This window comes from Celeribacter sp., assembly GCF_048270365.1.
Lineage (GTDB): Bacteria > Pseudomonadota > Alphaproteobacteria > Rhodobacterales > Rhodobacteraceae > Celeribacter.
Map to the genome: position 1 here is coordinate 269308 of NZ_JBLWTA010000002.1, position 23008 is coordinate 292315.

At 60.0% G+C, this 23008-nt stretch carries 23 protein-coding genes and 1 pseudogene; 8 read left to right on the top strand and 16 right to left on the bottom strand.

The window, feature by feature from the left end; translation table 11 throughout:
* Positions 1–147: 147 nt before the first annotated feature.
* Together ACN0X0_RS03970 and ACN0X0_RS03975 are read left to right on the top strand one after the other, a co-directional pair.
* The gene (locus tag ACN0X0_RS03970) at positions 148–465 is read left to right on the top strand and encodes a hypothetical protein (RefSeq protein ID WP_417278100.1); all 318 of its coding nucleotides are present in this window, start codon (positions 148–150) and stop codon (positions 463–465) included.
* Positions 458–1204 (top strand): DUF4336 domain-containing protein, encoded by a 747-nt coding sequence (locus tag ACN0X0_RS03975; protein WP_417278101.1) that lies wholly within the window; start codon positions 458–460, stop codon positions 1202–1204. Before ACN0X0_RS03970 ends, ACN0X0_RS03975 begins: the two co-directional genes overlap by 8 nt.
* Here the strand turns inward: ACN0X0_RS03975 and ACN0X0_RS03980 are convergent.
* Entirely contained in the window at positions 1193–1645 is a 453-nt protein-coding gene (locus ACN0X0_RS03980) for a low molecular weight protein-tyrosine-phosphatase (RefSeq protein ID WP_417278102.1), read from the bottom strand. The two genes, ACN0X0_RS03975 and ACN0X0_RS03980, sit on opposite strands and share 12 nt — an antisense overlap.
* Before the next feature lie 77 nt (positions 1646–1722).
* Between ACN0X0_RS03980 and ACN0X0_RS03985 the strand changes: the two genes are divergently transcribed.
* On the top strand, positions 1723–2412 hold the full coding sequence (locus ACN0X0_RS03985) for an NAD-dependent deacylase (RefSeq protein WP_417278103.1): 690 nt from the start codon (positions 1723–1725) through the stop codon (positions 2410–2412).
* 202 nt (positions 2413–2614) lie between these two features.
* Here ACN0X0_RS03985 and ACN0X0_RS03990 read toward each other — a convergent pair whose 3' ends face one another.
* The 5 genes from ACN0X0_RS03990 to meaB form a co-directional block, all read right to left on the bottom strand.
* Complete coding sequence (locus ACN0X0_RS03990) at positions 2615–3166, bottom strand: 2OG-Fe(II) oxygenase (RefSeq protein ID WP_417278104.1); 552 nt, start codon at positions 3164–3166, stop codon at positions 2615–2617.
* 148 nt (positions 3167–3314) lie between these two features.
* Positions 3315–3791: a copper chaperone PCu(A)C gene (locus ACN0X0_RS03995; protein WP_417278105.1), complete on the bottom strand. Its 477-nt coding sequence runs from the start codon at positions 3789–3791 to the stop codon at positions 3315–3317.
* A gap of 45 nt (positions 3792–3836) precedes the next feature.
* Entirely contained in the window at positions 3837–4184 is a 348-nt protein-coding gene (locus tag ACN0X0_RS04000) for a hypothetical protein (RefSeq protein WP_417278106.1), read from the bottom strand.
* Positions 4185–4306: 122 nt separating this feature from the next.
* A complete protein-coding gene (rpmB, locus tag ACN0X0_RS04005) occupies positions 4307–4594 on the bottom strand; it encodes a 50S ribosomal protein L28 (RefSeq protein ID WP_167599784.1) in 288 nt (95 codons plus the stop codon).
* Between the two features lie 237 nt (positions 4595–4831).
* Positions 4832–5809 (bottom strand): methylmalonyl Co-A mutase-associated GTPase MeaB, encoded by a 978-nt coding sequence (gene meaB, locus ACN0X0_RS04010; protein WP_417278107.1) that lies wholly within the window; start codon positions 5807–5809, stop codon positions 4832–4834.
* Positions 5810–5916: 107 nt separating this feature from the next.
* On the opposite strand from meaB, the gene hrpB reads away from it, so the two are divergent.
* On the top strand, positions 5917–8331 hold the full coding sequence (gene hrpB, locus ACN0X0_RS04015; protein WP_417278108.1) for an ATP-dependent helicase HrpB: 2415 nt from the start codon (positions 5917–5919) through the stop codon (positions 8329–8331).
* Between the two features lie 149 nt (positions 8332–8480).
* On the opposite strand, the gene ACN0X0_RS04020 is transcribed toward hrpB, so the two are convergent.
* Both ACN0X0_RS04020 and gndA read right to left on the bottom strand, forming a co-directional pair.
* Positions 8481–9908: a TrkH family potassium uptake protein gene (locus tag ACN0X0_RS04020; RefSeq protein ID WP_417278109.1), complete on the bottom strand. Its 1428-nt coding sequence runs from the start codon at positions 9906–9908 to the stop codon at positions 8481–8483.
* A gap of 123 nt (positions 9909–10031) precedes the next feature.
* Positions 10032–11450 carry an NADP-dependent phosphogluconate dehydrogenase gene (gene gndA, locus ACN0X0_RS04025; protein WP_417278110.1) on the bottom strand — a complete coding sequence of 473 codons (1419 nt, stop codon included), beginning with the start codon at positions 11448–11450 and terminating at the stop codon, positions 10032–10034.
* A 249-nt stretch (positions 11451–11699) separates the two neighbouring features.
* Here gndA and ACN0X0_RS04030 point away from each other — a divergent pair, with 249 nt between their 5' ends.
* Both ACN0X0_RS04030 and ACN0X0_RS04035 read left to right on the top strand, forming a co-directional pair.
* Positions 11700–12158 carry an NUDIX hydrolase gene (locus ACN0X0_RS04030; protein WP_417262677.1) on the top strand — a complete coding sequence of 153 codons (459 nt, stop codon included), beginning with the start codon at positions 11700–11702 and terminating at the stop codon, positions 12156–12158.
* A gap of 104 nt (positions 12159–12262) precedes the next feature.
* Positions 12263–13744 (top strand): inorganic phosphate transporter, encoded by a 1482-nt coding sequence (locus ACN0X0_RS04035; RefSeq protein ID WP_417262676.1) that lies wholly within the window; start codon positions 12263–12265, stop codon positions 13742–13744.
* A 5-nt stretch (positions 13745–13749) separates the two neighbouring features.
* Here ACN0X0_RS04035 and ACN0X0_RS04040 read toward each other — a convergent pair whose 3' ends face one another.
* The 7 genes and pseudogenes from ACN0X0_RS04040 to ACN0X0_RS04070 all read right to left on the bottom strand — a co-directional run bounded on the left by ACN0X0_RS04040 (position 13750) and on the right by ACN0X0_RS04070 (position 19863).
* Complete coding sequence (locus ACN0X0_RS04040) at positions 13750–14031, bottom strand: hypothetical protein (RefSeq protein WP_417278230.1); 282 nt, start codon at positions 14029–14031, stop codon at positions 13750–13752.
* A gap of 140 nt (positions 14032–14171) precedes the next feature.
* A pseudogene (locus ACN0X0_RS04045) lies at positions 14172–14381 on the bottom strand (hypothetical protein); the annotation flags it as partial.
* A 46-nt stretch (positions 14382–14427) separates the two neighbouring features.
* The gene (gene argF, locus ACN0X0_RS04050) at positions 14428–15357 is read right to left on the bottom strand and encodes an ornithine carbamoyltransferase (RefSeq protein WP_417278111.1); all 930 of its coding nucleotides are present in this window, start codon (positions 15355–15357) and stop codon (positions 14428–14430) included.
* Between the two features lie 20 nt (positions 15358–15377).
* Positions 15378–16544 carry an aspartate aminotransferase family protein gene (locus ACN0X0_RS04055; protein ID WP_417278112.1) on the bottom strand — a complete coding sequence of 389 codons (1167 nt, stop codon included), beginning with the start codon at positions 16542–16544 and terminating at the stop codon, positions 15378–15380.
* A 273-nt stretch (positions 16545–16817) separates the two neighbouring features.
* Positions 16818–17657, bottom strand: a complete 840-nt coding sequence (locus ACN0X0_RS04060; RefSeq protein ID WP_417278113.1) for a trypsin-like serine peptidase — start codon at positions 17655–17657, stop codon at positions 16818–16820.
* Positions 17658–17744: 87 nt separating this feature from the next.
* On the bottom strand, positions 17745–18782 hold the full coding sequence (locus ACN0X0_RS04065; RefSeq protein WP_417278114.1) for a Hint domain-containing protein: 1038 nt from the start codon (positions 18780–18782) through the stop codon (positions 17745–17747).
* A gap of 268 nt (positions 18783–19050) precedes the next feature.
* Positions 19051–19863, bottom strand: coding sequence for an ABC transporter permease (locus ACN0X0_RS04070; RefSeq protein ID WP_417262670.1), 813 nt, complete (start codon positions 19861–19863; stop codon positions 19051–19053).
* Positions 19864–20112: 249 nt separating this feature from the next.
* Here ACN0X0_RS04070 and ACN0X0_RS04075 point away from each other — a divergent pair, with 249 nt between their 5' ends.
* Together ACN0X0_RS04075 and ACN0X0_RS04080 are read left to right on the top strand one after the other, a co-directional pair.
* Positions 20113–20694: a GcrA family cell cycle regulator gene (locus tag ACN0X0_RS04075; RefSeq protein WP_417278115.1), complete on the top strand. Its 582-nt coding sequence runs from the start codon at positions 20113–20115 to the stop codon at positions 20692–20694.
* 256 nt (positions 20695–20950) lie between these two features.
* Positions 20951–21526 (top strand): YceI family protein, encoded by a 576-nt coding sequence (locus ACN0X0_RS04080; RefSeq protein WP_417262668.1) that lies wholly within the window; start codon positions 20951–20953, stop codon positions 21524–21526.
* Between the two features lie 81 nt (positions 21527–21607).
* Here the strand turns inward: ACN0X0_RS04080 and ACN0X0_RS04085 are convergent, their stop codons facing one another.
* Positions 21608–22801, bottom strand: a complete 1194-nt coding sequence (locus ACN0X0_RS04085; RefSeq protein ID WP_417278116.1) for a cytochrome b/b6 domain-containing protein — start codon at positions 22799–22801, stop codon at positions 21608–21610.
* Positions 22802–23008: the final 207 nt, after the last annotated feature.

The window sequence follows — 23008 nt, forward strand, 5'->3', positions numbered from 1 at the left end:
CCATCTCCCACCCGCGACAAACTCCGCAATTGCGTCAAACCGCAGACTCAGGCATTTTAACCGCATCTTCACCAAAACGGTGGACCCTGCGGATGTGAAAACATCGAAAAGACGGGGCCTCGTCTTGGCACTACGAGAGGCAGAGACATGAAAAAATCATTGACCGTATTGACCCTGATCGCCGCCGGTTTCACCGCGTCGCTCTCTCCCATGAGCGCCTCCGCTGGTGCCATCGAGCGCGCCTGTATGTCGTCGGACCGGGCCGCGAACAACCGCGCGCTCTGTGGCTGCATTCAGCAAGCCGCCGATCTGACCCTGTCCAACAGCGACCAACGTCAGGCCGCGAAGTTCTTCAAGAACCCGCAAAAAGCGCAGGACATTCGCCAGTCGGACAACTCCAGCCACGAGGCCTTCTGGCGTCGCTACAAAACGTTTGGGGAAACCGCCGCGCAATACTGTGGCTAAGCCCGAAAACCTCTACCCGCCGCTCAACACGCTCAAACCTGTCGGCCCAGATGTAGATACAGACATCTGGCTTGCCGATGGGCCGCCTGTGCCGTTTTACGGGATCAAATTTCCGACCCGGATGACGGTGGTGCGTGTCGATGGCAAGTTGTGGGTGCATTCGCCCATCGCGCTCGACGAAGGCCTCTTGGACGAGATGGCCGCCCTCGGCCCCATCGGCTGGCTGATCGCGCCCAATCCGATCCATTACGTATCGCTGAACGCTTGGCACAAACGCTTTCCGGCGGCACAAGTTTTGGCGGCTCCGGGCGTCAAAGAGCGCGCTAGGAAGTTCAATATCCCTGTCCCCCCGCATGAGGTTTTGACCGATGAGGCGCCCGAAGGCTATGCCAGCGCGATCCGCCAGCGCGTGGTCAAAGGGCATCGCTTTCTGCACGAGGTGGTGTTTTTCCACGAAAGTTCGAAAACTCTCATTTTGACCGATCTGATCGAGAATTTTGAGGCAGAAAAGGTTGGAAAAGTGAAAGCTTTTCTGATGCGGATGGCCGGTATTCTCGACCCGGACGGCAAGGCGCCCGCCGACATGCGCGCCTCGTTCAAATCCAAAAAGAAAGCCCGCGCGGTGATCCGCGAAGTGATTGGCTGGGCCCCGGACAAGGTGATCCTCAGCCACGGGCGCTGGTATTCTGAGAACGGCACGGAAGAGCTGAAACGCGCCTTTCGTTGGCTACGCTTGTAATTCTGCCAAGAGTCCATCGGAGGCCACCTCGATCAGATCGAGCGCCTCATCGAAATCGCGGGTATAATAGGGGTCGGGCACCGCCGTCACCCTCGTCTGCGGCGCATAGCTCATCATCAGCTTGACGGGCGTGTCATTGCCTGTAGGTCTTAGCCGCTCGATGTCGCGCAGATTGGCCTCATCCATCGCTACGATCAGATCGAATCCGCTGAAATCCTCCACCGTGAACTGACGCGCGCGCAAGGGGGAGAGGTCATACGCCCGAAGCTTCGCCGCCGCCTGCATCGGGCCATAAGGCGCCTCGCCGACATGCCAATCCCCGGTGCCCGCGCTGTCCACGATGACAGAGAGACGCGCGTGTTTTGCCTTGGTGGCAAACACCGCCTCAGCGGAGGGAGAGCGACAAATATTGCCGAGGCAGACGAAAAGGATTTTATGCATGGGGGCTCCTGTTTGACGATACGCTACCCTTGCCCGCGTGTCGGGCACAAGGCAGGGTGGTTAAAAGGAGACCTTAGATGACAGGCGGAATTTTCATTCTCTCGGGCGCCGGATTGTCGGCAGAAAGCGGCCTCAAAACCTTTCGCGCCGAGGACGGGCTCTGGGAGGATCACCGGGTCGAGGATGTCGCAACCCCTGAGGCCTTTGCCCGCGATCCCGAACTTGTGCAGACCTTCTACAACATGCGCCGCGCTCAGGCAGCCGAGGCGGACCCCAATGCGGCCCATCAGGCGCTGGCTCGGCTTCAGGCCGAGCATAATGCGCCGGTTTACCTCATCACGCAGAATGTCGACGACCTTCTGGAACGAGGAGGTGCGCGCGACGTGATCCATATGCATGGCGCCCTGAAAGACGCGCTTTGTGCCTCATGCGGCCACAGCTGGCCCGCGCCGATGGTGATGGAGGTGAAAGACCCCTGCCCCGCCTGCGGCGCGCCCACAACCCGGCCAGACATCGTCTGGTTCGGCGAAATTCCCTATCATATGGACACGATCCAGGCGGCTTTGGAAGACAGTGACCTGTTCGTCTCCATCGGCACCTCCGGCGTCGTCTACCCCGCCGCAGGGTTTAGCCAAATGGCGCGTCAGCTTGGTATCAGGACCATGGAATTGAACCTCGAGGCATCCGGCGGGCGGTTTGACGAAGTGCGCGAGGGATTGGCCAGCGCAGTTGTGCCACAGTGGGTGGACGAGGTTCTTGGCCGCTGAGCGAGGTTGAGTATTTGCACAGCAAAGGAAACAAATGCGCCCCGGCCGCCGGTTCATAGCACTGTCGCGTCTCCGGAAGGGGTTTCGGCCACACGGGCCGGAGCGTCTCCTTCGCTGACGGTCATCGGCGCTCCCGCCTGTACCGCGCAATCAGTTTAATCGGGTTAAGGTTAATGTGCCGTTTCCTTTGTTGGAAAAATACTCAGCGAAACGCCGGTCCATGGACCCAGGTCGACAGGGAAAAGCGCTCGCCCTCGGTCACGGGGGTCACCCGATGCAACACGAAGGACGGAAAGAGAACCGCAGAGCCCTTGGCGCGATCGGCTTCGCGGATGTTGGCGTCGGGCTGCAATTCGAGTGCACCACCTTGGTATTCTGCGGGCTCGGAAAGCTGCACCACCATGGTCAGTTTGCGCCGCGCGGCCAAAGCCCCCTCGCCGATGTCGGAGTGCCATGTGAAATGCCCCTGACGCTCGGCGCCATAGCGAGCGACCTGCGGGCTTTCGCCGAACTCGGTCAGAGCAAAATCGAAATGCGTGCGGTTGGCTTCGGCTACAAGGGTCATGATCCGCTCCATGATCCAGTCCCCGCCGGTGCGCTCATCGAGCCAGGCCAAATCGGCGCGCCGCAGGTTATGATCGGAACGGTTTTTCACCAGCCCGGCATCCGCGAGCTCTTCTTCGCGCGCGAGCATCACAATCGCATCACATTCGGCCGGCGAAAACGCCTCCGGGAACGCATAGACGTTCAGCATGATCGGTCTCTTCAATTGTCCAGAAAGGGCGCGACTCGGGTCGGTAATATCCCGCCTCGCTCAAATGCGTCCTCTAAGCCATTTTGAAATTCGCGCAAGAAAAAAGGCACGCGCTCGGCGTGCCTTTGAAATTTCAACCCCATGAACATCAGTTGCTCATGGCACCATGGTTATGTTCCATTGGCATCTCCATTTCCGTGCGCTCCAGATCGACAGGAATTTCAACGGTGATGTCGCCCGCCTTCTCAAAGGTCAGGGTCACGTTGACGATGTCGCCTTGGGTCATCGGTTTGAGAAGGCCCATGAACATCACGTGATCACCGCCCCGCGCGAGGGCGTGTTTGCCGTGGGCAGGAATGGCAAAGCCCTCGGGCACGTGCAGCATTTTCATGATGCCATCACCCATGTCTTTGTGGGTGTGCAGCTCGGTGATTTTGGAAATGTCGGCCTTGGCGTCGATCAGTTGATCGTCTTCGTCGCCGGTATTTTCGATGACAAAGAAGGCGGCGCCGGCTTTGGCCATCATCCCGGAGGAGCGCGCATATGCGTCATTGATGGTGATATCGGCAAAGGCAGGCAGGGCGAAGGCACAGGCGAGCCCAGCCAGAAAGGTCGTTTTGAACATGTTGTCAGGTCCTTGTGGTCTATTGAGAATCTCGAAGGGAAGAACTCAGACCAGCGGCGGCGCACGGGCGCGGGGCCGCGGTGGCACCGTATCATGCGCATGATAGGACAGGCTCGGCGGGGTAAAGCGCAGTTCGTTTTGCACGGGCGTCGGCAGGTCGAATGCCTCCGCCAGCCCCGCGATCACCGACAGGGCACAGTCGGGACAAATGTGCGTCGGTCCGATCGGCTGCCCATCCGCATCGGTCAAAACCATGATCGGCCCCGTGCCGGTGCAGAGCACCACGGAGCCTGTCGCATCACGCATGGTGCCCCGCGCCACGGCCATGGATTGGGACGTGACGATGAGCAAAAGCGCGACCAGAACGGCCTTTATCGTGCGAGGTAGACGCATGGTATCGGGCACTCTAGCGAAGATTGCGCGAAAGGAAAGAGACCAAATGACACATCATGTCACACAGAAAACCCCGCGAAAGCTTAACCTTCGCGGGGTTCAATCTGTCAAATCCGAAAGGATTACGCGGCAGCCTGGGCTTTCGCGATGTCTTTCTTGATTTTCAGAGCGTTATCCGACAGCTCTTCATCCTTGGCTTTTGCAAGGAAGGCGTCCAGACCACCGCGGTGGTCAACGGAACGCAGAGCAGCGGCGGAAATCCGCAGTTTGAAAGAACGGCCGAGGGCTTCCGAAATCAGCGTCACATCGTTGAGGTTCGGAAGGAAACGGCGGCGGGTTCTGTTTTTGGCGTGGCTGACATTGTTGCCAGTCATCGGGCCTTTACCGGTCAGTTCGCAACGACGCGACATGGGTTCATCCTCGTTTCTACTTTCGAAAGCTTTAGCTCTCGCAGTTTAAAAGACTCGTTTCTGTCTTATTCGGCCCTCTTTTACGCGCCCTCGCCCCGGACGCAAGTCCGAAAAGCAATGAGAAACACGGGAAAACACCGATTTCCAACAGAAAAGGACACCGCCTGAGAGCCGTGCCCGAAATTCAGTTCGCGGTGCATAGGCGATCCCGGGAGAATCGTCAAGTCCCCTCTACGCTCAGCCGTGCTGAAGGGCCGCCAAAACATCCGCCGCCGCATGGCCCGGCGTGATCTCGCCTTTGGCCACTTTATGCGCGAGCCCCGAAATCATCGCTTTGAGCGGCTCTTTTTCCAGCTGCGACAAAAGCCCGAAACGGATGTCCTGTCCGAACCAATATTCCGCCTGCTCGGAGCGGCGTTTGTCAAAGAACCCATTCTCACGCCGCCAATTCGCCAGCGCAGTCATTTCCCCCCAGGCCTCTTGCAGGCCCTTTTCCTCAATCGCCGACACGGTCATCGCCTTTGGGAACTCCTGCGGGTCTTGCGGGCGTTTACGAATGAGCCGCAGCGCACCGGCGTAATCGGCGCAGGTGCGTTGGGCGGCGGGCTTCAAATCGCCATCGGCCTTGTTCACCAAGATCAGGTCGGCCATCTCCATGATGCCACGTTTGACGCCCTGCAATTCATCGCCACCCGCAGGCGCAAGCAACAGCAAAAACAGATCGGACATCTCAGAGACCACGGTCTCGGACTGCCCCACGCCCACCGTCTCGATCAGGATCAGATCATATCCAGCCGCCTCGCAGAGCGCGACAGCCTCCCGCGTGCGTCGCGCCACGCCGCCCAGTTCGGATTGCGAGGGTGAGGGCCGAATAAAAGCATCGCGTTCCCGCGAAAGCATCTCCATTCGCGTTTTGTCACCCAAAATGGAGCCACCCGAGCGCGAAGAAGACGGGTCCACCGCCAGCACAGCGACCTTCAACCCTTCTTTGATCAGCATCATGCCAAAGCTCTCGATAAAGGTGGATTTTCCCACCCCCGGTGTGCCCGACAGCCCAAGTCGCAGCGCCTGACGCCCGCTTTTTCCGATCAGTTCCATCAGCTCGATCGCCTGTGCCCGGTGATCCGCCCGCGCGCTTTCGACCAATGTGATCGCCCGCGCCAACGCCCGGCGGTTCCCTGCGATGACCTGTTCGGCAAGCTCTTTGATGTCCATGATGACCTTCCGGGTTGCGGAGCGTTGATGCAGTTTTTCCCGCAGCCTTGCCGCTTTGTCCACCCCTGCCCTCTTTTCGGCCTCTCAGCTTTCGACCATAAGGAGGCATGTTCACACCCCGCCTGCCGATTGATGACGTTCTCGACGACCTGACCGACGCCCTCGGGGCACACGGTCGCGCAGTGCTCATGGCACCGCCGGGGGCCGGGAAAACCACCCGCGTGCCTTTGGCATTGCTGCCTCTTATTGAGGGCAAAATCGTCATGCTCGAACCCCGCCGCTTGGCGGCGCGCACGGCGGCGGAACGTATGGCGGAGACCTTGGGAGAACGCGCGGGCGAGACCGTCGGCTATCGCATCCGGGGCGAAGCGAAAGTCTCACAAACCACCCGGATCGAAGTGGTGACCGAGGGCATACTTACACGAATGCTACAAACTGATCCGGAATTGACCGGGGTTGGCGCTATAATCTTTGACGAATTCCACGAACGCAGCCTGAACGCCGATCTCGGTCTCGCGCTCACTTGGGAAGTGCGGCAGGCGCTGCGGGATGATCTCGCGCTCGTGGTCATGTCCGCGACTTTGGACGCGGCCCCCGTCGCCGCACTTCTGGACGACGCCCCCGTGATCCGCTCCGAAGGCCGCGCCTATCCGGTCGAAACCCGCTGGCTCGACGCCCCCCTCTCAAAGACCCAGCGCCTGGAACAAGCCGTTGCCGATCTCACGCTCAAAGCGGTCGCAGAGGCAGAGGGCTCGGCGCTCGTGTTTCTGCCCGGCGAAGGTGAAATCCGTCGCGTTCAGAGCCTGTTGGAAGGCCGCGTGCCGCCGGATTGCACCCTGCGCCCTTTGTTTGGCGCGATGAAATTTGCTGACCAACGCGCCGCCATCGCCCCCACAAAAGATGGGCGCAAGATCGTGTTGGCGACCTCAATCGCCGAGACCTCTCTCACCATCGAAGACGTGCGCATTGTCGTGGACGCAGGACGCGCGCGCCGTGCGCGGTTCGATCCGGCCTCAGGCATGTCGCGATTGGTCACGGAGCGGGTCTCGAAAGCCGAGGCAGAACAACGTCGCGGTCGCGCGGGCCGCGTCTCCGAAGGGGTGTGTTACAGGCTTTGGACCAAGGGAGAAGAAGGCGCGCTGTCCGGCTTTGCGCCTGCCGAGATTGAAACAGCGGACCTCACCGGGCTGGCTTTGGAACTCGCGCTTTGGGGCGCCTCCGAGGGGGATTTGGCCTTTCTCACGCCGCCCCCTCCGGGGCCGTTGAGCGAGGCAAGAGCCCTCCTTCATAGCCTCGGTGCGCTCGACGCAGAGGGGCGGATCTCGGAGCACGGCAAGGCGCTCTCAACCAAACCGCTGCATCCCAGACTTGCACATATGCTACAAATCGCAGGCCAACAGGCGGCGGATTTGGCCGCAATGTTGAACGAACGCGATCCTTTGCGCGGCGCGGGTGCTGACCTGTCCTTGCGCATGCGCGCGCTCTCCTCCCCCGGCAACGCTGATCGCGGCGTGCTTGAAAGGGTCAAGCAAGAGGCCAAACGCCTGCGACGGGGCCTGCCGGACGCGGAACCAATGAGCCTCGGCGAAATGGCCGCACTGGCCTATCCGGATCGCGTCGGCCTGCGGCGGGCGGGCGACCAGCCACGCTATCTTTTGTCCGGCGGAAAAGGCGCCGTGATGCCGGAGACGGATGATCTTGCCTCTGCCCGGCTGATCGTGGTGACGGACACTGACGGCGCCGCACGGGATGCGCGCATTCGGCAGGCCGTTCAGATCAGCGAAAGCGAACTGCGCGGCCTTTATGGCGATCAAATCGCTTGGCACGATGTCTGTGATTGGGACAAACGCGAGAAACGCGTGGTGGCGCGACGGCGCGAGTTGTTTGGCGCCTTGGTACTGGATGATCGACAGTGGAAAGATGCCCCGAAAGAGGCACTGGCCCGCGGCGCCTTGGTGGGCCTGCGTCAGATCGGCCTGCCGTGGAGTGACGCGGCGAAACGCTTTGCTGCGCGCGTACGGCTCATGGGCGACAGCTATCCCGATATGTCGGAGGAGGCGCTACTCGCCGCGCTGGAAGACTGGCTTTTGCCCTATCTCAAAGGAGCCAAAACCGAAGCGGCGCTGCGGGCGCTGGACATCACCGACGCGCTGCGGGCCATGTTGGATTGGGACCAGATGCAACAGCTCGATCGAGAGGTTCCGGGGCATTTCGAAAGCCCGGTCGGGCGCAAATTGCCGATTGATTATTCCGGCGAGCACCCGGAAGTCACGGGCAGGATTCAGGAATTTTTCGGCACCACGCGGCATCCGACCGTGGGACCGAACCATGTGCCTTTGAAAGTGGTGCTGACCTCTCCGGCGCATCGTCCGGTTCAGGTGACAATGAATTTGCCGAATTTCTGGACGACCTCCTATGCCGATGTGCGCAAGGATATGCGTGGGCGCTATCCGAAACACCCTTGGCCCGAGGACCCGACGGAGGCCGATCCGACGCTGCGCGCCAAGCGGCGGGGCACATAAATGGGCTTTGGCATTTACGGATTTTTAAAGACTGTGACAGTCCGCCCGCGAGAAATGTGACAGGATTTTAACCTTTGAGCCGTGATTTATGACAGGGCGTTAAGGTTAATCTGATTAAGGTTAACGCGTGAGAAAGGGAAGGAACAGCCTTAGCGGTTGGCCACCAGCTCCCGCCAAAACAGCGGCGCCATAAGCGCGTAGACCGTCGCCATTTCGAGCCGCCCGAGATACATGCCGAAGCTCAGGACAAGCTTGGAGGCCGTGTCCAAACTGGCGAAATTGCCCGCAGGTCCGATGACATCACCCACCCCCGGTCCGACATTTGCCAGAGCGGTCAAAGCGCCCGAGAGGGCGGTCGACATATCGGCGCCGAAAAAGCTCAGGAGCGAGGCCAACACGCCGAACGTGGCAGCGTAGAGCACGAAAAACGCGATCACACCGGAGAGCGCATCGGGGGCGACGGCGCGGCCTTCGTATTTGACGAAAGTGATCCGATGCGGCGCGAAACTCATGCGGATTTGCGCCAGAAGGGCGCGAAAAGCCACGAGCCAGCGCATGGCTTTCGCGCCCCCTGCCGTCGATCCGGTGGCCCCTCCGACGGCTGTCAGAGCGAAAAAAGCGGCGACCGCAAACGGCCCCCAAAGCGTGTAATCCGTCGTCGCATAGCCCGTGGTCGTGACCACGGAGACAACGTTGAACGCCACGAGGCGCAGCGCATCAGGTAGCGTTTCATCACGCGCATACATCAGCCAGACGGCGAGAACTGCAATCGACACGCCGAGAGATTTCAGCATCGCCACGACCTGTTCAGAGCGCCAGTTTCCATGACGTACCCCTCTGATATACCACGAAAAAGGCAAAGCGCCCGCCAGCATGAAGAGGGTACAAGTCCATTGCAGAAAACCGCTTTGGAAATGGCCGAAAGAGGCGTCATAGCCCGAGTAGCCGCCGGTCGAAAGCGTGGTCAAAGCATGGGTCAGCGCATCGAAGGGCGACATGCCCCCCAAGAGATAGAGAAGTCCACAGAGGACGATGAGCGCGAAATAGATCTGCAAGGTGGCGGAGGCGAACATGGTTGCGTTGCGCAGTTCCCGCTCGCCGGTCTCGGAACTTTCCGAGCGGAAAAGCTGCATCCCGCCCACCTTGAGGATCGGCAAGAGCGCGATCCCTGTGACGATAAATCCGACACCGCCGACCGCCTGTAATATCGCGCGCCAGAGAATGATGCCGCGAGGGGTGTCGTCGAGGCCGGACATCACGGTAGAGCCGGTGGTGGTGATCCCCGACATGGCCTCGAAAAACGCATCGGTGAGCGAGAGATTGTAAAGGTGCAAAGGCCCCGCGCCGCACAAAGCGGCCACCATCCAGACCGAGGAGGTCAGGAGAAACGTGTGCAGAGGGCGCAGGTCTTCGGTGCGCGGCGAGGAGGCCAGCGCCAGAGCGCCGCCCAGAAACCCGAAGAAAAAGGCGGATTCCTCGAACACCGAGGCCGTGTCGGGAAAGGCCACGGCCACCACCCCCATGAGAGCGGCGAAAAACACCATGACCAAACCATTGATGAAGATGACGAAGCTCATTCCCGCCCACCTTGTCACGCGGCGCACCAATACTGCGGCGCGTCAGTTCTGGGAAATCACAATTTCAGGGGCACAGGCAAGACAAAATAGGCCAGATAAAACAGGCAAGACAAACCTGTCGGCTCACCCATGCCACGGTCCGTGTTGCCCTTCGCCGCCATCCATGCGTTCAAATCCATGGGCCCCGAAGAAATCGCGTTGTGCCTGAATGAGATCGGTGGTGCCGCGACCTTGGCGCATGGTGTCGAAATAGGCCAGTGCGTTGGCAAGAGCCGGGATCGGAAGACCTGTGGAAGTGGCGTAGGAGACCACACGGCGCAGGGCGGGAAGTCCGGTTTTCATATGGGCGATGAAGTCCGCGCTAAAGATGAGTTGATCCTGCGGCAGACCGTTGCGGATGGCGGCGGCCATATCGTCCAAAAGCGCAGAGCGGATGATGCAGCCCTCGCGCCAGACCTCGGCTGCACGGGCCAAATCGATACCCCAGTCATAGTGATCAGAGGCAGCTTTCAAAAGCTTGAACCCCTGATCATAGGCCACGAGTTTGGCCACCAAAAGCGCCTGTTCGAAGTCCGTTTCCTTTGGCAAGGTCAGGTGATGTTCCGGCTCGATGCCAAAAATTTCCGCCCCCGCCAGACGCGTCTCCTTTTCCGAAGACCAGGAACGCGCCGCCACAGCGGCCTCAATGGTCGAAGGCGATTGGCCCAAAGTGAGCGCCTCAATCGCGGTCCAGCGCCCGGTGCCCTTTTGCCCGGCCTTGTCGACGATGACCTCGACCATCGGCTTGCCGGTCGCAGGATCAGAGGTTTGAAGCACCTTGCCGGAGATTTCCACGAGATAGGAGTTGAGCGGGCCTTTGTCCCAGTGCTCGAAAAGGGCACCGATTTCCTCAGGGGCCTTGTGGGCACCATCACGCAGAAGGCCGTAAATCTCGGCGATCATCTGCATATCGGCATATTCGATACCGTTATGCACGGTCTTGACGAAATGCCCCGCCCCGTCCGGACCGAAATGCGCAGCACAGGGATCGCCGTCATGTTTCGCGGCAATTGCCTCGATGATGTCGCGGATCGTCTCATAGGACGCAGGGTTGCCCCCCACCATGATCGACGGCCCGTGACGGGCACCTTCTTCGCCGCCCGACACACCCATGCCGATGAAGTTCAGCCCCTGTTCACGCAGAGCGGACTCGCGACGCCGGGTGTCGTGGAAATCGGCATTGCCTGCGTCGATGATCATGTCGCCCTCTTCCAAAAGGGGCGTGAGCGCTTCGATCACCGCATCGACCGGACCGCCGGCCTTGACCATGATGATCACGGCGCGGGGGCTGGCGAGGGCCGCAACAAGCTCCTCGTAGGTTTTGGTCGGCATCAAACCGTCTCGCAGATCGCCGCTCTGCGCAATGAAGTCATCGGTCACGGAACCGGTGCGGTTGAACACGGCAATGGGAAAGCCCTTTTCCGCGATATTGAGCGAGAGGTTCGCCCCCATGACGCCCAATCCGACGAGACCGATGCGGGCTTTGGTGGTGATTTGAGACATGGGGCGCTCCTTGATCGCGGGCTTTGGGACGGATAGAGGCACAGGGGGGATCCACGGGGGGGATCATCGGTGCCTGTCGCGGTTCAACTTATGGCAAAAACCGCGTCTGACAAGAGCGCCTAAAAAAGCCGCTTTTGCCCCCCCCAAAGATAGCCGAAACCGGAAGTTTCCTGCGAATGGCTTGCAATTTTCCAGCCCCCGCCCTATGTATATACGCAATATAGACAAAAACAGGCACAAGTTCAGTTCATGGTTCCCCTACTCAAATCCGCTTGGACGGGCGTTTTCGACCCCCTCCTTCGTCGTCCCGACCGCGTGCAATCTGCGGCGCTTTGTTGGCGTAACGGCAAGAAAGGTAAGGAAGTTCTGATGATCACCTCGCGTGACAGCGGGCGTTGGATCATCCCAAAGGGCTGGCCGATCCGGGGGCTTGATGGGGCTGGCACCGCGGCACAGGAAGCCTGGGAAGAAGCCGGCGTAAAACCTGTCACGAGCAAGACCAAGCCGCTGGGCCTTTATCACTACATCAAAAAGCTCGACAACGGTTTGCCTGCGCCGGTTGAGGCCACGGTCTACTTGATCGAGGTCGATCATCTCGAGGATGATTTCCCGGAAAAAAGCCAGCGCAAACGCAGCTGGATGTCGCCGAAACAGGCAGCCGCTCTGGTCGATGAGCCGGAGCTGCGTGAGTTGCTTCTCGACTTCTGAAACGATTTACCCTGCGCTCAAGAGACGCGAAAGGCTTGCATTGCAAGGCCGGGCGCGTTAGCGCTTCGCCGTTTGTAACAGATTGACAACGGATCGAAGCCACGATGTCTGAGAGCGAAGAGCACGGAAAACAGTGGAAAACCCTCGATAAGGATCTTAACCGGATCAGTCAGATCGAGTTGGCCACGTTTCACATCGCGCGCCCCATGGTGGGACTTGGGGTCGCCTTGGCCTTTATCATCGTCGCGGGGCTGTTTGCCGCCTTGGTCTTTGGTGGGCAACCCGGCTCTGCCGTGGTGATCGCCGCCGCCGCTCTGGGCGCCTATATGGCGATCAACATCGGCGCCAACGATGTCGCCAACAACATGGGTCCTGCCGTCGGCGCCAATGCGCTGACCATGGGCGGGGCGATCGTGATTGCCGCGCTTTGCGAAAGTGCGGGCGCGCTTTTGGCGGGCGGCGATGTGGTTTCGACCATCTCCAAAGGCATCATCGACCCAAGCGCGGTGGCCAACACGCAGGTCTTCATCTGGGCGATGATGGCCGCGCTGTTGTCCTCGGCACTTTGGGTCAACCTCGCCACTTGGATCGGCGCGCCGGTCTCCACCACGCACTCCGTTGTCGGCGGCGTCATGGGCGCAGGCATTGCGGCTGCGGGCTTTGCCACGGTGAACTGGGGTTCGATGGGGCTGATCGCATTGAGCTGGGTGATCTCGCCCCTCTTGGGTGGCGTGGTCGCCGCAGGGTTCCTATGGTTCATCAAGGCCCGGATCATGTATCAGCCCGACAAGATCGAAGCCGCGCGCCGTTGGGTTCCGGTGCTGATCGGCATTATGATGGGCACATTCGCGACCTATCTCGCCGTCAAGGGTCTCAAGAAAATCATCCAAATCGATCTTTTGTCGGCAGTGCTGATCGGACTGGCCGTAGGCGCGCTGTCCTATGTGGCCTCCGCGCCTCTGGTGCGCCGCCAGTCCGAAGGTCTGGAAAACCGCAACAAGTCTCTCAAGGCGCTCTTTGGCCTGCCGCTGGTCATTTCGGCCGCGCTTTTGTCCTTTGCCCATGGCGCCAATGACGTCGCCAATGCGGTCGGCCCGCTGGCCGCCATCGTGCACGCCAATGCCTCCGGTGAATTCGCCGGAAGCGTCACCATCCCCCATTGGGTCATGGTGATCGGCGCCTTCGGCATCTCTTTCGGCCTCATCCTGTTCGGCCCGAAACTGATCAAAATGGTTGGCAGCCAGATCACCAAACTCAACCCGATGCGGGCCTATTGCGTGGCGCTTTCCGCCGCGATCACCGTCATCGTCGCAAGCTGGCTGGGCCTGCCGGTCTCCTCGACCCATATCGCCGTGGGCGGCGTATTTGGCGTCGGCTTTTTCCGCGAATGGTATCACGAGAAACGCCTCGACGAGACGATGCGCAAGAAAAAAGACCTGCGCATCGCCGCCGAGGAACGCCGCCGCCGCAAACTGGTCCGCCGCAGCCATTTCATGACCATCGTCGCCGCCTGGGTGATCACGGTTCCGGCCGCAGCCCTATTGTCGGCCATCGTGTTCTGGGTGCTCTCGCATCTGGCCGGGTAAGCCGGTCAAACACGGGGGGTGTCCAAGAGCGACAAGGCCTTAGGGATCGACAGGCTGACGATGACCGTCAAGGCAGCCAGCAGCAAAAACAGGATACGAGAAGCCTCCGCGACCGGGGTCTGCATCGTGTCCTGCAACGGCCCGCCCGCGACGATGGAGAGGGCATCCGCTTCTGAAAGCCCGCCAACGCCCACGATCAGCCGGGCCTGAAGCGCTGACCAGCGCCAGTACGACAGGATCGGTTGCGCGGCGCGTCGGCAAAAGAATGACTCAGACCGTGATCGCAAAGAACGCCGAGGCAAAAAGCCCCTGCGTGCCGCGCAAAATGTCGATCACCAAAAGCGAGGGCGCGAGGATCAGCCGAACCCGCTGAAGACGAACCCACAAGGCTAATGCGAAACACTTTGCGCCGCCCGATGCGGTCCGCCAGCGTTCCCGTCACCAATGGCAGGGCCCCGAAAACCAGCATGAAAGCATTGACCACCCAGCTCAGCACCGGGCCGGTTTGGCCGAAACTGCGCCCCAAATCCGGTGTGGCAATGGCCCCGCCCGCGCAGGCTCCTTTGCAGAGGCAAGGCGGCGGCTCGGAGTGTCCTGCCCCGCCGATTGCGCGCACTGATCGATCATCTCGTCGCATAAACGGGGCGCGTCATCGCACCCCGTCTAAATCGTTGAAAGCTTTCTTATTTGCTCTCGACACACCAGCGCATGATGGATTTTTGCGCGTGGAGACGGTTTTCCGCCTCGTCGAAAATCACCGATTGCGGGCCGTCCATCACGTTGTTCGTCACCTCATCGCCACGGTGCGCGGGCAAGCAGTGCATGAACAAAGCGTCTGGATGCGCAAAGGACATCAGCTTGCGGTCCACCCGGTAGGGCCGAAGCTGGTTGTGGCGACGTTCGCGCGCGGAGGCCGGATCGTGCATCGAGACCCAAGTGTCGGTGACCACGAGATCGGCGCCTGCGACAGCCTCTTCGGCGTTGCGAGTGATCTCGATGTTCGATCCTTTGGCACGCGCCTCTTCGACAAACCCCATCTCGGGATCGAGCGGTTCAGGACCCGCAAAGGTCATGTCGAACCCGAACTGACCGGCGGCATGGATAAACGACGCGCAGACATTGTTGCCGTCGCCGAGCCAGACGACTTTCTTGCCTTTGATCGAGCCGCGATGCTCTTCATAAGTCAGAATGTCGGCCATGATCTGGCAGGGATGGGTGCGGTTCGTCAGCCCGTTGATCACCGGCACGGAAGCATATTCCGCCATCTCCAAAAGCGTCTGCTCCTCGAAGGTGCGGATCATGATCATGTCGACGTAACGCGACAAAACCCGCGCGGTGTCGGCGATGGTTTCACCGTGGCCCAGTTGCATATCGGCGCCCGAAAGCACCATGGTCTGGCCGCCCATCTGGCGCACGCCGACGTCGAACGACACACGCGTCCGGGTCGAGGGTTTCTCGAAAATAAGCGCGACCATTTTGTCTTTGAGCGGCTGTTCCGCATCGAGCGCAGCTTTCGGTTTGTCGTAACGCGCGTTCTTGGTGAGCTTCGCGGTTTCGATGATCCGGTGCAGATCCTGCGCAGAGGTTTTGTGAATGTCGAGGAAGTGGTTCATAGGTCTATTCTCTTCGTCTGTCAGAGCGCGCTGGCGGCGGCATCAATCCGCGACACGGCCTCGGCAATCTCTTCGTCGGTGATATTGAGCGCGGGCAAAAGCCGCACCACATTGTCGGCGGCGGGCACGGTCAGAACACCTTGCTCATAGCCTTTGCCCACCAGATCGGCAGGCGCGATTTTGCATTTGAGGCCCAGCATGAGGCCTTCGCCACGGACGCCCTCAAAGACATCCGGGTGATCGGCCACGAGACCTTCGAGCTTCTGACGCATCAGCCCCGCCTTGCGGTTCACCTCAGCGAGGAAAGCGGGATCGGACACGATCTCCATGACCTTGAGCCCGATGGCACAGCCCAGCGGGTTGCCACCATAGGTGGAGCCATGGGTGCCCGCAGTCATGCCCGACGCCGCTTCTTCGGTCGCCAGAACAGCCCCCAGAGGAAAGCCCCCACCGATGCCTTTGGCAACCATCATGATGTCGGGCGTCACGCCGGCATATTCATGGGCGAAAAGCTTGCCGGTGCGCGCAACACCACATTGCACCTCGTCGAAAATCAACAAGCAGCCTTTGGTCTCCGCAATCTCGCGCAGCCGTTTCAACGCCTCGTCGGGGACGACACGAATGCCGCCCTCGCCCTGCACCGGCTCGATCAGGATCGCCGCGGTTTTGTCTGTGACGTGATCCGCGACAGCGTCCCACTCACCAAACGGCAGATGCACAAACCCCGGCATCAAGGGGCCAAAGCCCTTGACCATTTTCTCGGTGCCGGAGGCGGCAATCGCGCCGGTGGAGCGGCCATGGAAACAGCCCTCAAAGGTGATGATCTCGATCTTTTCCGGCTGGCCTTTTTCATACCAATATTTACGCGCCATCTTGATCGCCAGCTCGGCGGCCTCGGTGCCCGAGTTGGTGAAGAAACAGGTGTCGGCAAAGGTGGTCTCGACCAGCTTGTCCGCAAGCGCCTCCTGCGCCGGGATTTTGTAGAGGTTCGAGACGTGCCAGAGCGTGTCAGCCTGTGCTTTCAGCGTCTCGGCCAGTTCCGGGTTGGCGTGGCCTAGCGTGTTCACCGCGATGCCCGCGCCCAGATCGAGGAAACGTCGCCCGTCCGCCTCGAAAAGCCAGGAGCCTTCGCCTTTGACGAAGGACAAGGGAGCCCGGTTGTAGGTCGGCAGAACGGGTGTGATCATCGGTCTTATTCCTCTGAAAATGAGAGGCCTCATGGGTGGCGAAAGCCAGCGGGCCTGTCAACGGTTTGGACGGGGATTTTGCGGTATTTTGCAAGCTTTGCGCCAGTTTGGCGCGTTTTGTGCCGTGGACATCACGTCTTGGCACAGTTGAACGGACGTCTTACGCGGTACGGCGTCGACGTCGGATGATACGGGCATATGTGCGGATCATGTTCATGAGATGCGCTTTACGGGCAAAGCGCGGGCGCTGTCAAAGGATATTTGGGGAAGTGCTCAGTCTGCCGAGAGGAATTTGGAATTGCCGACCGCGCGCGAGGATGAGCTCCCGCCGACAGTAATGCGTTTTGTCACCGCAGGTTTGGCAGCCACTTGCGGCGCACCAAGCGCAATTTGGCGCTTGAGCGCAGACACTTGGTCGATCAGAGACATGCCAAATCCGACCTTGCGGTCACCTCGCGTGCCGAGGGAGGAGACGACAGAGACGATCGCGGGCCGCACCCCGTCATAGGCAAAGACCGGCGCGCCGGAGGAGCCATAGGTAATGTCGCAATCAAAGCTGTAGATGTCGTCGGAATAGTCCAGCACATGACATTCGCGCTGAATAGAGAGCGCCGCGTTGCGCCCGCGCCCGTAGGAGGCGACCATCAGCTCGCCACGGGGTTTAGAGCTGCGATGCACCGCGAAGGGCCGCGCCAACGCCGTCGGGATCGGAGAGGCCAGTTTGATCAGAGCTACATCGTTGCGGATGTTCGCGGCGGTCACCTCACGCTGCGCCTCATAGCCCGGCGAGACCGCCACGGCATAGCCACGAGAGGCGGCGATATAGTCGCCATTCCTGAGCCCCGCACGAAACAGAATATGCCCGGCAGGAAACGGCGTATTATCCTCGGCCACCACACAATGCGCCGCCGTCAGCACGAGATCGGCAGCGATCAAGGCCCCGGAACAGGTGCTTTGCCCGGCAATATCGAGCCGCCCAACACCCTCCCAGCCGATCAACTCGGCACGCCGGTCGGCGCTGTCCAATTCGGACGGCAGGCTGTCGGCGGCCAGTGCAGCCCCTACCATAAACAGACAGGCAAAGACTGTCGTTGCGCATTTCCTCAAAACCATTGCGAGCCTTTATGACAAGATATCGCAATGGCTTAATGATTAAATCTGGCAAAACTTTGATGCCGCTGCCGAGTGTCGGCTCGGACGTCACATACCGGTATTGGCTGCCAACAATTCGGCCTCATAGCTTTTCGCAACTTTGCGCGCGGCTTGCCCGTAGTTGTTGAAATCAGTTTGCAGCTCCGGAAAGAGACCGAACAACTCATCACATTCCGCACGCCGCAAGGCATGATGCGCCATGGCGCCCGGATGAAAGCTCTCCGAAACAACGCCTTCCGAGAACACCAACTCGTGTTGATCGAACAGCATGTGATAATAGGTCACAGATCCAGTTTCGCGCAGGCGAATTGTGGTGCCATTCACAAGATGCTTGGCCGCCATGAGCACCTCATGAGCGTCGAGCAAGAGTTCAGCCGCGACACTGCGGTGGAGCACACGGTGCTGCTGCGACACCACCAGCGGTCGATCATTGCCCAAGACGCCCTGATCGATTTCCACCGGCGCAAACGCGCCTTGTGCTTTGGCCGTCGCATGCCCGATCCAGCGCACAGGCTGCGCACCGTGATCCTGTGTCATCACCAGATCGCCCGCCTTGATATTTTCGATCACCTCCCAACCGCCAAGGGTCTTGATCCGCGTGCCTTTGGCGAAACAGACCGGCAAGTCGATTTCATTTGGGTTGGTGAGATCAAAATCCAAGATCGCATTCCGCTCGATCCTTCTGATCAACTGTGAAACCCCGAGGAGGTTCAACAAAGGAATGTCGAGCGCCTCAGACAACAGCCCATCCAAAAGCGCCGCCGGACCATCCTCCGGATACTCGATATACGTCTGACCATCGACCTCCCAGGCATTGAAAGGCACGGAGGAGGACAGCGACAGCTTTATCCCCAGGATCGTGACGCTGACGCTCGCTTCACCGCTGCCGATGAAGGTGGCATTGGTGTCATTCCAGGTCGCATTTTCCGTGCTGTCCCAATTCAGGTCTCCGTCGGTGTCACTCACATCCAGAGTGCCGGTTTGCGGCCCCGAGAATGAGTTGAGCAGCATCGTGTCCAACAGACCTTCGGCATTCAAAAGCGAGCCGTTGTACATGTAAACATTGTCGAGCGTGCGCTGTACCATAATATATCCTAAAGTACTAAGTATTACCCCAATCAACTTTAGCGTGCATAATAAATACACCATAACATCAATAAGTTTACAACAGCCCATCCTTTTATGCTCACCCCAAGATCGACAAGCCTCAGAATGTTGCTGAAAAATGCATCGAAAAACCCCTCCGCAGAGCGAACTGCGAAGGGGGCTGTTTCCACATCGGGAGCAATAAAAGCTAAGGGTAGATATTGTTTCAGGCACTCTTTGGCGAATCGGTCACCCCGACGCCACGGTGTCAGGATTTCAGCTTGGTGCCGCGTTTGAAGAAGGTCCAATCGACGAAAACCACCACGGCCGTCACCGCCGTCATCACCGCAAGACCCAACCAAGGCGAGCTGTCGGAGGTGCCGATGATGCCATAGCGCACACCGTCGATCAGATAGAACACAGGGTTCAGATGGGTCAGCACCTTAAACCACTGCGGCAGGGTCTCGACGGAGTAGAAGGTGCCCGACAGAAACGACAGCGGCGTGATGATGAAATTGGTGATCGCGGCCATGTGGTCGAATTTCTGGCTCACAATACCCGCCAAGACGCCCAAACCGCCGATGAACAGAGCGCCCAGAAGGATAAAAGCAATCGCAAAAAGCGGGTGATGCAGGGGCAGACCGACAAAGATGGCCATCACAGCCCAGATCGCGAAAGCCACGACCATCCCGCGCGCCACACCGCCCGACAAGTAGCCGATGACCAACTCAGAGGGCGACAGCGGCGGCATCAGCGTATCAACGATATTGCCCTGTACCTTAGAAATCATGATCGAGGACGACGTGTTCGCAAAAGCGTTCTGGATCACCGTCATGGTCAGGATGCCGGGCGCGAGGAAATGCACGAAGGGTACGCCCATCACGTCGCCGCGCGAGGGACCGATGGCGAGCGTGAAAATCGTCAGGAACAACCCCGCCGTCACCAGAGGCGCCAGAAGCGTTTGCGTCCAGACCGCCAGAAACCGGCGGATCTCGCGCATCATCAGCGTGTAAAGCCCAAGCCAATTGACGCGACCAAAGCGCCGCACCCCCATCTGAATTTCAGATTCAGCCATGTTCATCCCCTTGTTCATCCCACATCCGCCTTGCTATATAGGCACGCGCCCCTCAAGAGACGTGCCAAGCGGAAGAACCTTATGTTTTCCCGCAAGCCCGCTTGTAACCGCAAGCGTGGTGCTTAAAATAGGGGTTAGAAGAAATTCTCAAGCACGCCTTGCCGGACTTAGGCCAATTTGGACCGCAAATGTCTTGTGCAAGGGTGATCATGGTGCGGGCCCTGCCCGGATCAGCAGACAACCGAAGGAAACACGATGTCCTGGACCGATGAGCGCGTCGAACTGTTGAAGAAAATGTGGGGCGAGGGTCAATCCGCCTCGCAGATCGCCAAGGAGCTTGGCGGTGTGACGCGCAATGCGGTGATCGGCAAGGTGCACCGTCTGGGCCTGTCGAACCGCGCCGGATCGGGTGCCGCCGCGAAACCCGCCGCTGCGCCCAAGGCAAAACCCGCAGCCGCGCCCAAACCCAAAACCGAGGCCAAGCCGAAACCCGCCGCGAAACCGGCGGAGGCCCCTGTTGCCTCTGAGGCCGCCCCGAAACCGGTCAGCCCGGCGCGCCGCGCGATTATTCCGGCAGGGCAACCGCTGCCGCCGCAGCCCTCGACCAATGAGATCCCCGCCGAAGCTCTGGCGAAGGTCAATGAGATCGAGAAAAAGGCCAAAAAGCTGTCGGTGATGGAACTGACCGAGAAGACCTGCAAGTGGCCGGTGGGCGATCCCGCGACCGAAGATTTCTGGTTCTGCGGTCTGCCGTCGCAAGCCGGCAAGCCCTATTGCGAGGCCCATGTGGGCGTGGCCTTCCAGCCGATGTCCTCGCGTCGCGACCGCCGCCGCTGAGCCTCTAGCGCTCTCGTGAGCCCCTGACGCTCTCGTGAACCCATGTGAACAGGCCGCCCTTCTGGAGAGAGGGGCGGCCTTTTTCAGGCCTAAACTGCGCAAAAATGAACATAAATCGCACATCTTTAGCGTTTTTCCGCAGAGATGTGTTTACCCACGCACAAAATCTGTTTGAGACTGCGGAATATGAGAGGGGCCGGACAGCCGTTAGCTTTGTCGCATCTTAAACATCCATGCCAAAGAAAGCTTTGACATCATGAAAAACCTGCTTCTCTCCACCGCCGTTCTTCTGGGCGCCGCTGCTGCTGCCAACGCTGAGCCGGTGAAATACGTGCTTGATCCGTCGCACAGCCAGATCGTGTTCTCTTACGAGCACCTCGGCTACTCCACCACCACCGGCATGTTCTCCGGGTTCGACGGTGAGATCATGTTCGACGAAGCCGATCCGGCCGCCTCTTCCGTCTCCGTGTCCTTCCCGACCGACAGCCTCTACACCGGCTGGGCCGAGCGCACCGCGCACTTCCTGACCGGCGACTTCTTCGGCGCTGAAGAGAACCCGACGATCTCTTTCGTGTCCACCGGCATCACCGTGACCGACGAAGACGAAGCCGACATCACCGGCGACCTGACCATCAACGGCATCACCAAATCCGTCGTGATCGAAGCCGAGATGACCCAAAAAGGCGATCACCCGATGGCGAACAAGCCTTGGGTTGGTTTTGACGGCGATCTGACCGTGCTGCGTTCCGACTTCGACATGGGCCAATTCGCCCCCTACGTCTCCGACGAGGTCGAGATCGAGATCTCCATCGAAGCCACCCCGGCTGAGTAACTCTCGCCCGACCCGAATGAAGAAGGCCGCCGGAGCGATCCGGCGGCCTTTTTATTTGCTCGATTGAGGGACGCGGCGGGCTTACTGCCGCACCGCCGTCAGTTCGGTCGCAACCTCAACCCCAAAGCCCACCGTGCCCTCATCCTCGTAGCCCGCGCCCATGCCGAAGTCGCGGCGATCCAAAGCGGTGGTGCCGGACATCGTGGCGCGGTCACCGTCGAGTGTAAGATCGAAAGCCAGCGTCACAGGCACGGTCTGGCCGACCAGCGTGAGCGTTCCCGCGGCCTCATGCGATGTGCCCTCAAGGCGCGTGATCTCACCTGTGAAAGTCGCGGTCGCATAGGTTTCGGTGTCAAAAAACTCCGGCCCCTGCGCCTGTTGCGTGACAGTGCCGAGCGACAAAGAGGTGGTGTCGATGGTGACCGTCACCTCGCCCGCGCCGGTCTCGTCGTCATAGGCGATGGCGGCGTTCCAATTGGCAAAGCTGCCCTCAACCGGTGCGCCCATCTGGGTCACGGTGATCGTCAGGCCGCCCTGCTCCACCTCCCAGACGGGAAGCTCGGATGTGATCTCCGCCTGCTCCATTGGCGCGGCGCTGGCGACCTCTTCATGTTGTTCCAGAGGAGCGACAAAGGGAAAGGCCACGACGGCAATCCAGAGCACGGCGGCCAAAACGGGAGGAAGCGCGGAGGCGTGGGGCGCGCCCTCGACCCCCGCCTCCGTTCCGCGCAACATCCGCGACAGCACGCCGTCTTTTTCGATCACCGCATGTTTGAGCGCACCCAGAATGTGCAGCGCCACGGTGATGTAAATCACCCAAGCCGACAGCCCATGCACCGCGCCCGCCATATGGGCGACATCTTCGGATTTTGGCACGAAAGGCAGGGTCTGACCAAAGGGCCAGAGGATCGGGGCAAAGCCGCTCTCTGCCGCATGCATCACCCAGCCCGACAGCGGCATGATGAGGATCGCGCCGTAGAGCATCCAGTGGATCACCTCAGCCAGCATGGTCTCCGCCTTGCGCTCCGGATGCACCGGCACGGGTTTCGGTTGGACAAAGGCCCAGAGGATGCGCAGCACCGCGAGGCCAAGCACGGTGACGCCGATGGTTTTATGCACGGAATAGAGGGTTTGGAGCCGCTCAGCGGTCTCCGCCGTGCGCGGCGTGTTCTCGCCAATGAGGCCAAGCGCAATGTCCGCCAGGATCAAAAGCGCGATGGACCAATGGAAAAAGCGCGCGGCGGCGCCGTATCGGGTGGCTGTGTTGGAGAGCATGGGCGACCTGTGTGCGAATGGATTTTCGTGTGAGTTTGACGCGAGGTTAACCGAAGGCGGTGCCCCAAACACTAGCGCCGTCCGCACAGTCGCTGTGCGCGCGACGTGCGATTTCGAACAGATTACGTCAGAAGCTGCGCGTCCATCCCACAGAGACGGATATGTGACACATCTCCGGCTTTGATGAGGCTGCTGGCATGGGGCGCC

Bases quoted from the DNA above. Each gene is read 5' to 3' on its own strand.
- ACN0X0_RS03970 (WP_417278100.1), top strand. From the start codon at position 148: ATGAAAAAATCATTGACCGTATTGACCCTGATCGCCGCCGGTTTCACC.
- ACN0X0_RS03980 (WP_417278102.1), bottom strand. From the start codon at position 1,645: ATGCATAAAATCCTTTTCGTCTGCCTCGGCAATATTTGTCGCTCTCCC.
- ACN0X0_RS03985 (WP_417278103.1), top strand. From the start codon at position 1,723: ATGACAGGCGGAATTTTCATTCTCTCGGGCGCCGGATTGTCGGCAGAA.
- ACN0X0_RS03990 (WP_417278104.1), bottom strand. From the start codon at position 3,166: ATGCTGAACGTCTATGCGTTCCCGGAGGCGTTTTCGCCGGCCGAATGT.
- ACN0X0_RS03995 (WP_417278105.1), bottom strand. From the start codon at position 3,791: ATGTTCAAAACGACCTTTCTGGCTGGGCTCGCCTGTGCCTTCGCCCTG.
- ACN0X0_RS04000 (WP_417278106.1), bottom strand. From the start codon at position 4,184: ATGCGTCTACCTCGCACGATAAAGGCCGTTCTGGTCGCGCTTTTGCTC.
- rpmB (WP_167599784.1), bottom strand. From the start codon at position 4,594: ATGTCGCGTCGTTGCGAACTGACCGGTAAAGGCCCGATGACTGGCAAC.
- meaB (WP_417278107.1), bottom strand. From the start codon at position 5,809: ATGGACATCAAAGAGCTTGCCGAACAGGTCATCGCAGGGAACCGCCGG.
- hrpB (WP_417278108.1), top strand. From the start codon at position 5,917: ATGTTCACACCCCGCCTGCCGATTGATGACGTTCTCGACGACCTGACC.
- ACN0X0_RS04020 (WP_417278109.1), bottom strand. From the start codon at position 9,908: ATGAGCTTCGTCATCTTCATCAATGGTTTGGTCATGGTGTTTTTCGCC.
- gndA (WP_417278110.1), bottom strand. From the start codon at position 11,450: ATGTCTCAAATCACCACCAAAGCCCGCATCGGTCTCGTCGGATTGGGC.
- ACN0X0_RS04030 (WP_417262677.1), top strand. From the start codon at position 11,700: ATGGTTCCCCTACTCAAATCCGCTTGGACGGGCGTTTTCGACCCCCTC.
- ACN0X0_RS04035 (WP_417262676.1), top strand. From the start codon at position 12,263: ATGTCTGAGAGCGAAGAGCACGGAAAACAGTGGAAAACCCTCGATAAG.
- argF (WP_417278111.1), bottom strand. From the start codon at position 15,357: ATGAACCACTTCCTCGACATTCACAAAACCTCTGCGCAGGATCTGCAC.
- ACN0X0_RS04055 (WP_417278112.1), bottom strand. From the start codon at position 16,544: ATGATCACACCCGTTCTGCCGACCTACAACCGGGCTCCCTTGTCCTTC.
- ACN0X0_RS04060 (WP_417278113.1), bottom strand. From the start codon at position 17,657: ATGGTTTTGAGGAAATGCGCAACGACAGTCTTTGCCTGTCTGTTTATG.
- ACN0X0_RS04065 (WP_417278114.1), bottom strand. From the start codon at position 18,782: ATGGTACAGCGCACGCTCGACAATGTTTACATGTACAACGGCTCGCTT.
- ACN0X0_RS04070 (WP_417262670.1), bottom strand. From the start codon at position 19,863: ATGAACATGGCTGAATCTGAAATTCAGATGGGGGTGCGGCGCTTTGGT.
- ACN0X0_RS04075 (WP_417278115.1), top strand. From the start codon at position 20,113: ATGTCCTGGACCGATGAGCGCGTCGAACTGTTGAAGAAAATGTGGGGC.
- ACN0X0_RS04080 (WP_417262668.1), top strand. From the start codon at position 20,951: ATGAAAAACCTGCTTCTCTCCACCGCCGTTCTTCTGGGCGCCGCTGCT.
- ACN0X0_RS04085 (WP_417278116.1), bottom strand. From the start codon at position 22,801: ATGCTCTCCAACACAGCCACCCGATACGGCGCCGCCGCGCGCTTTTTC.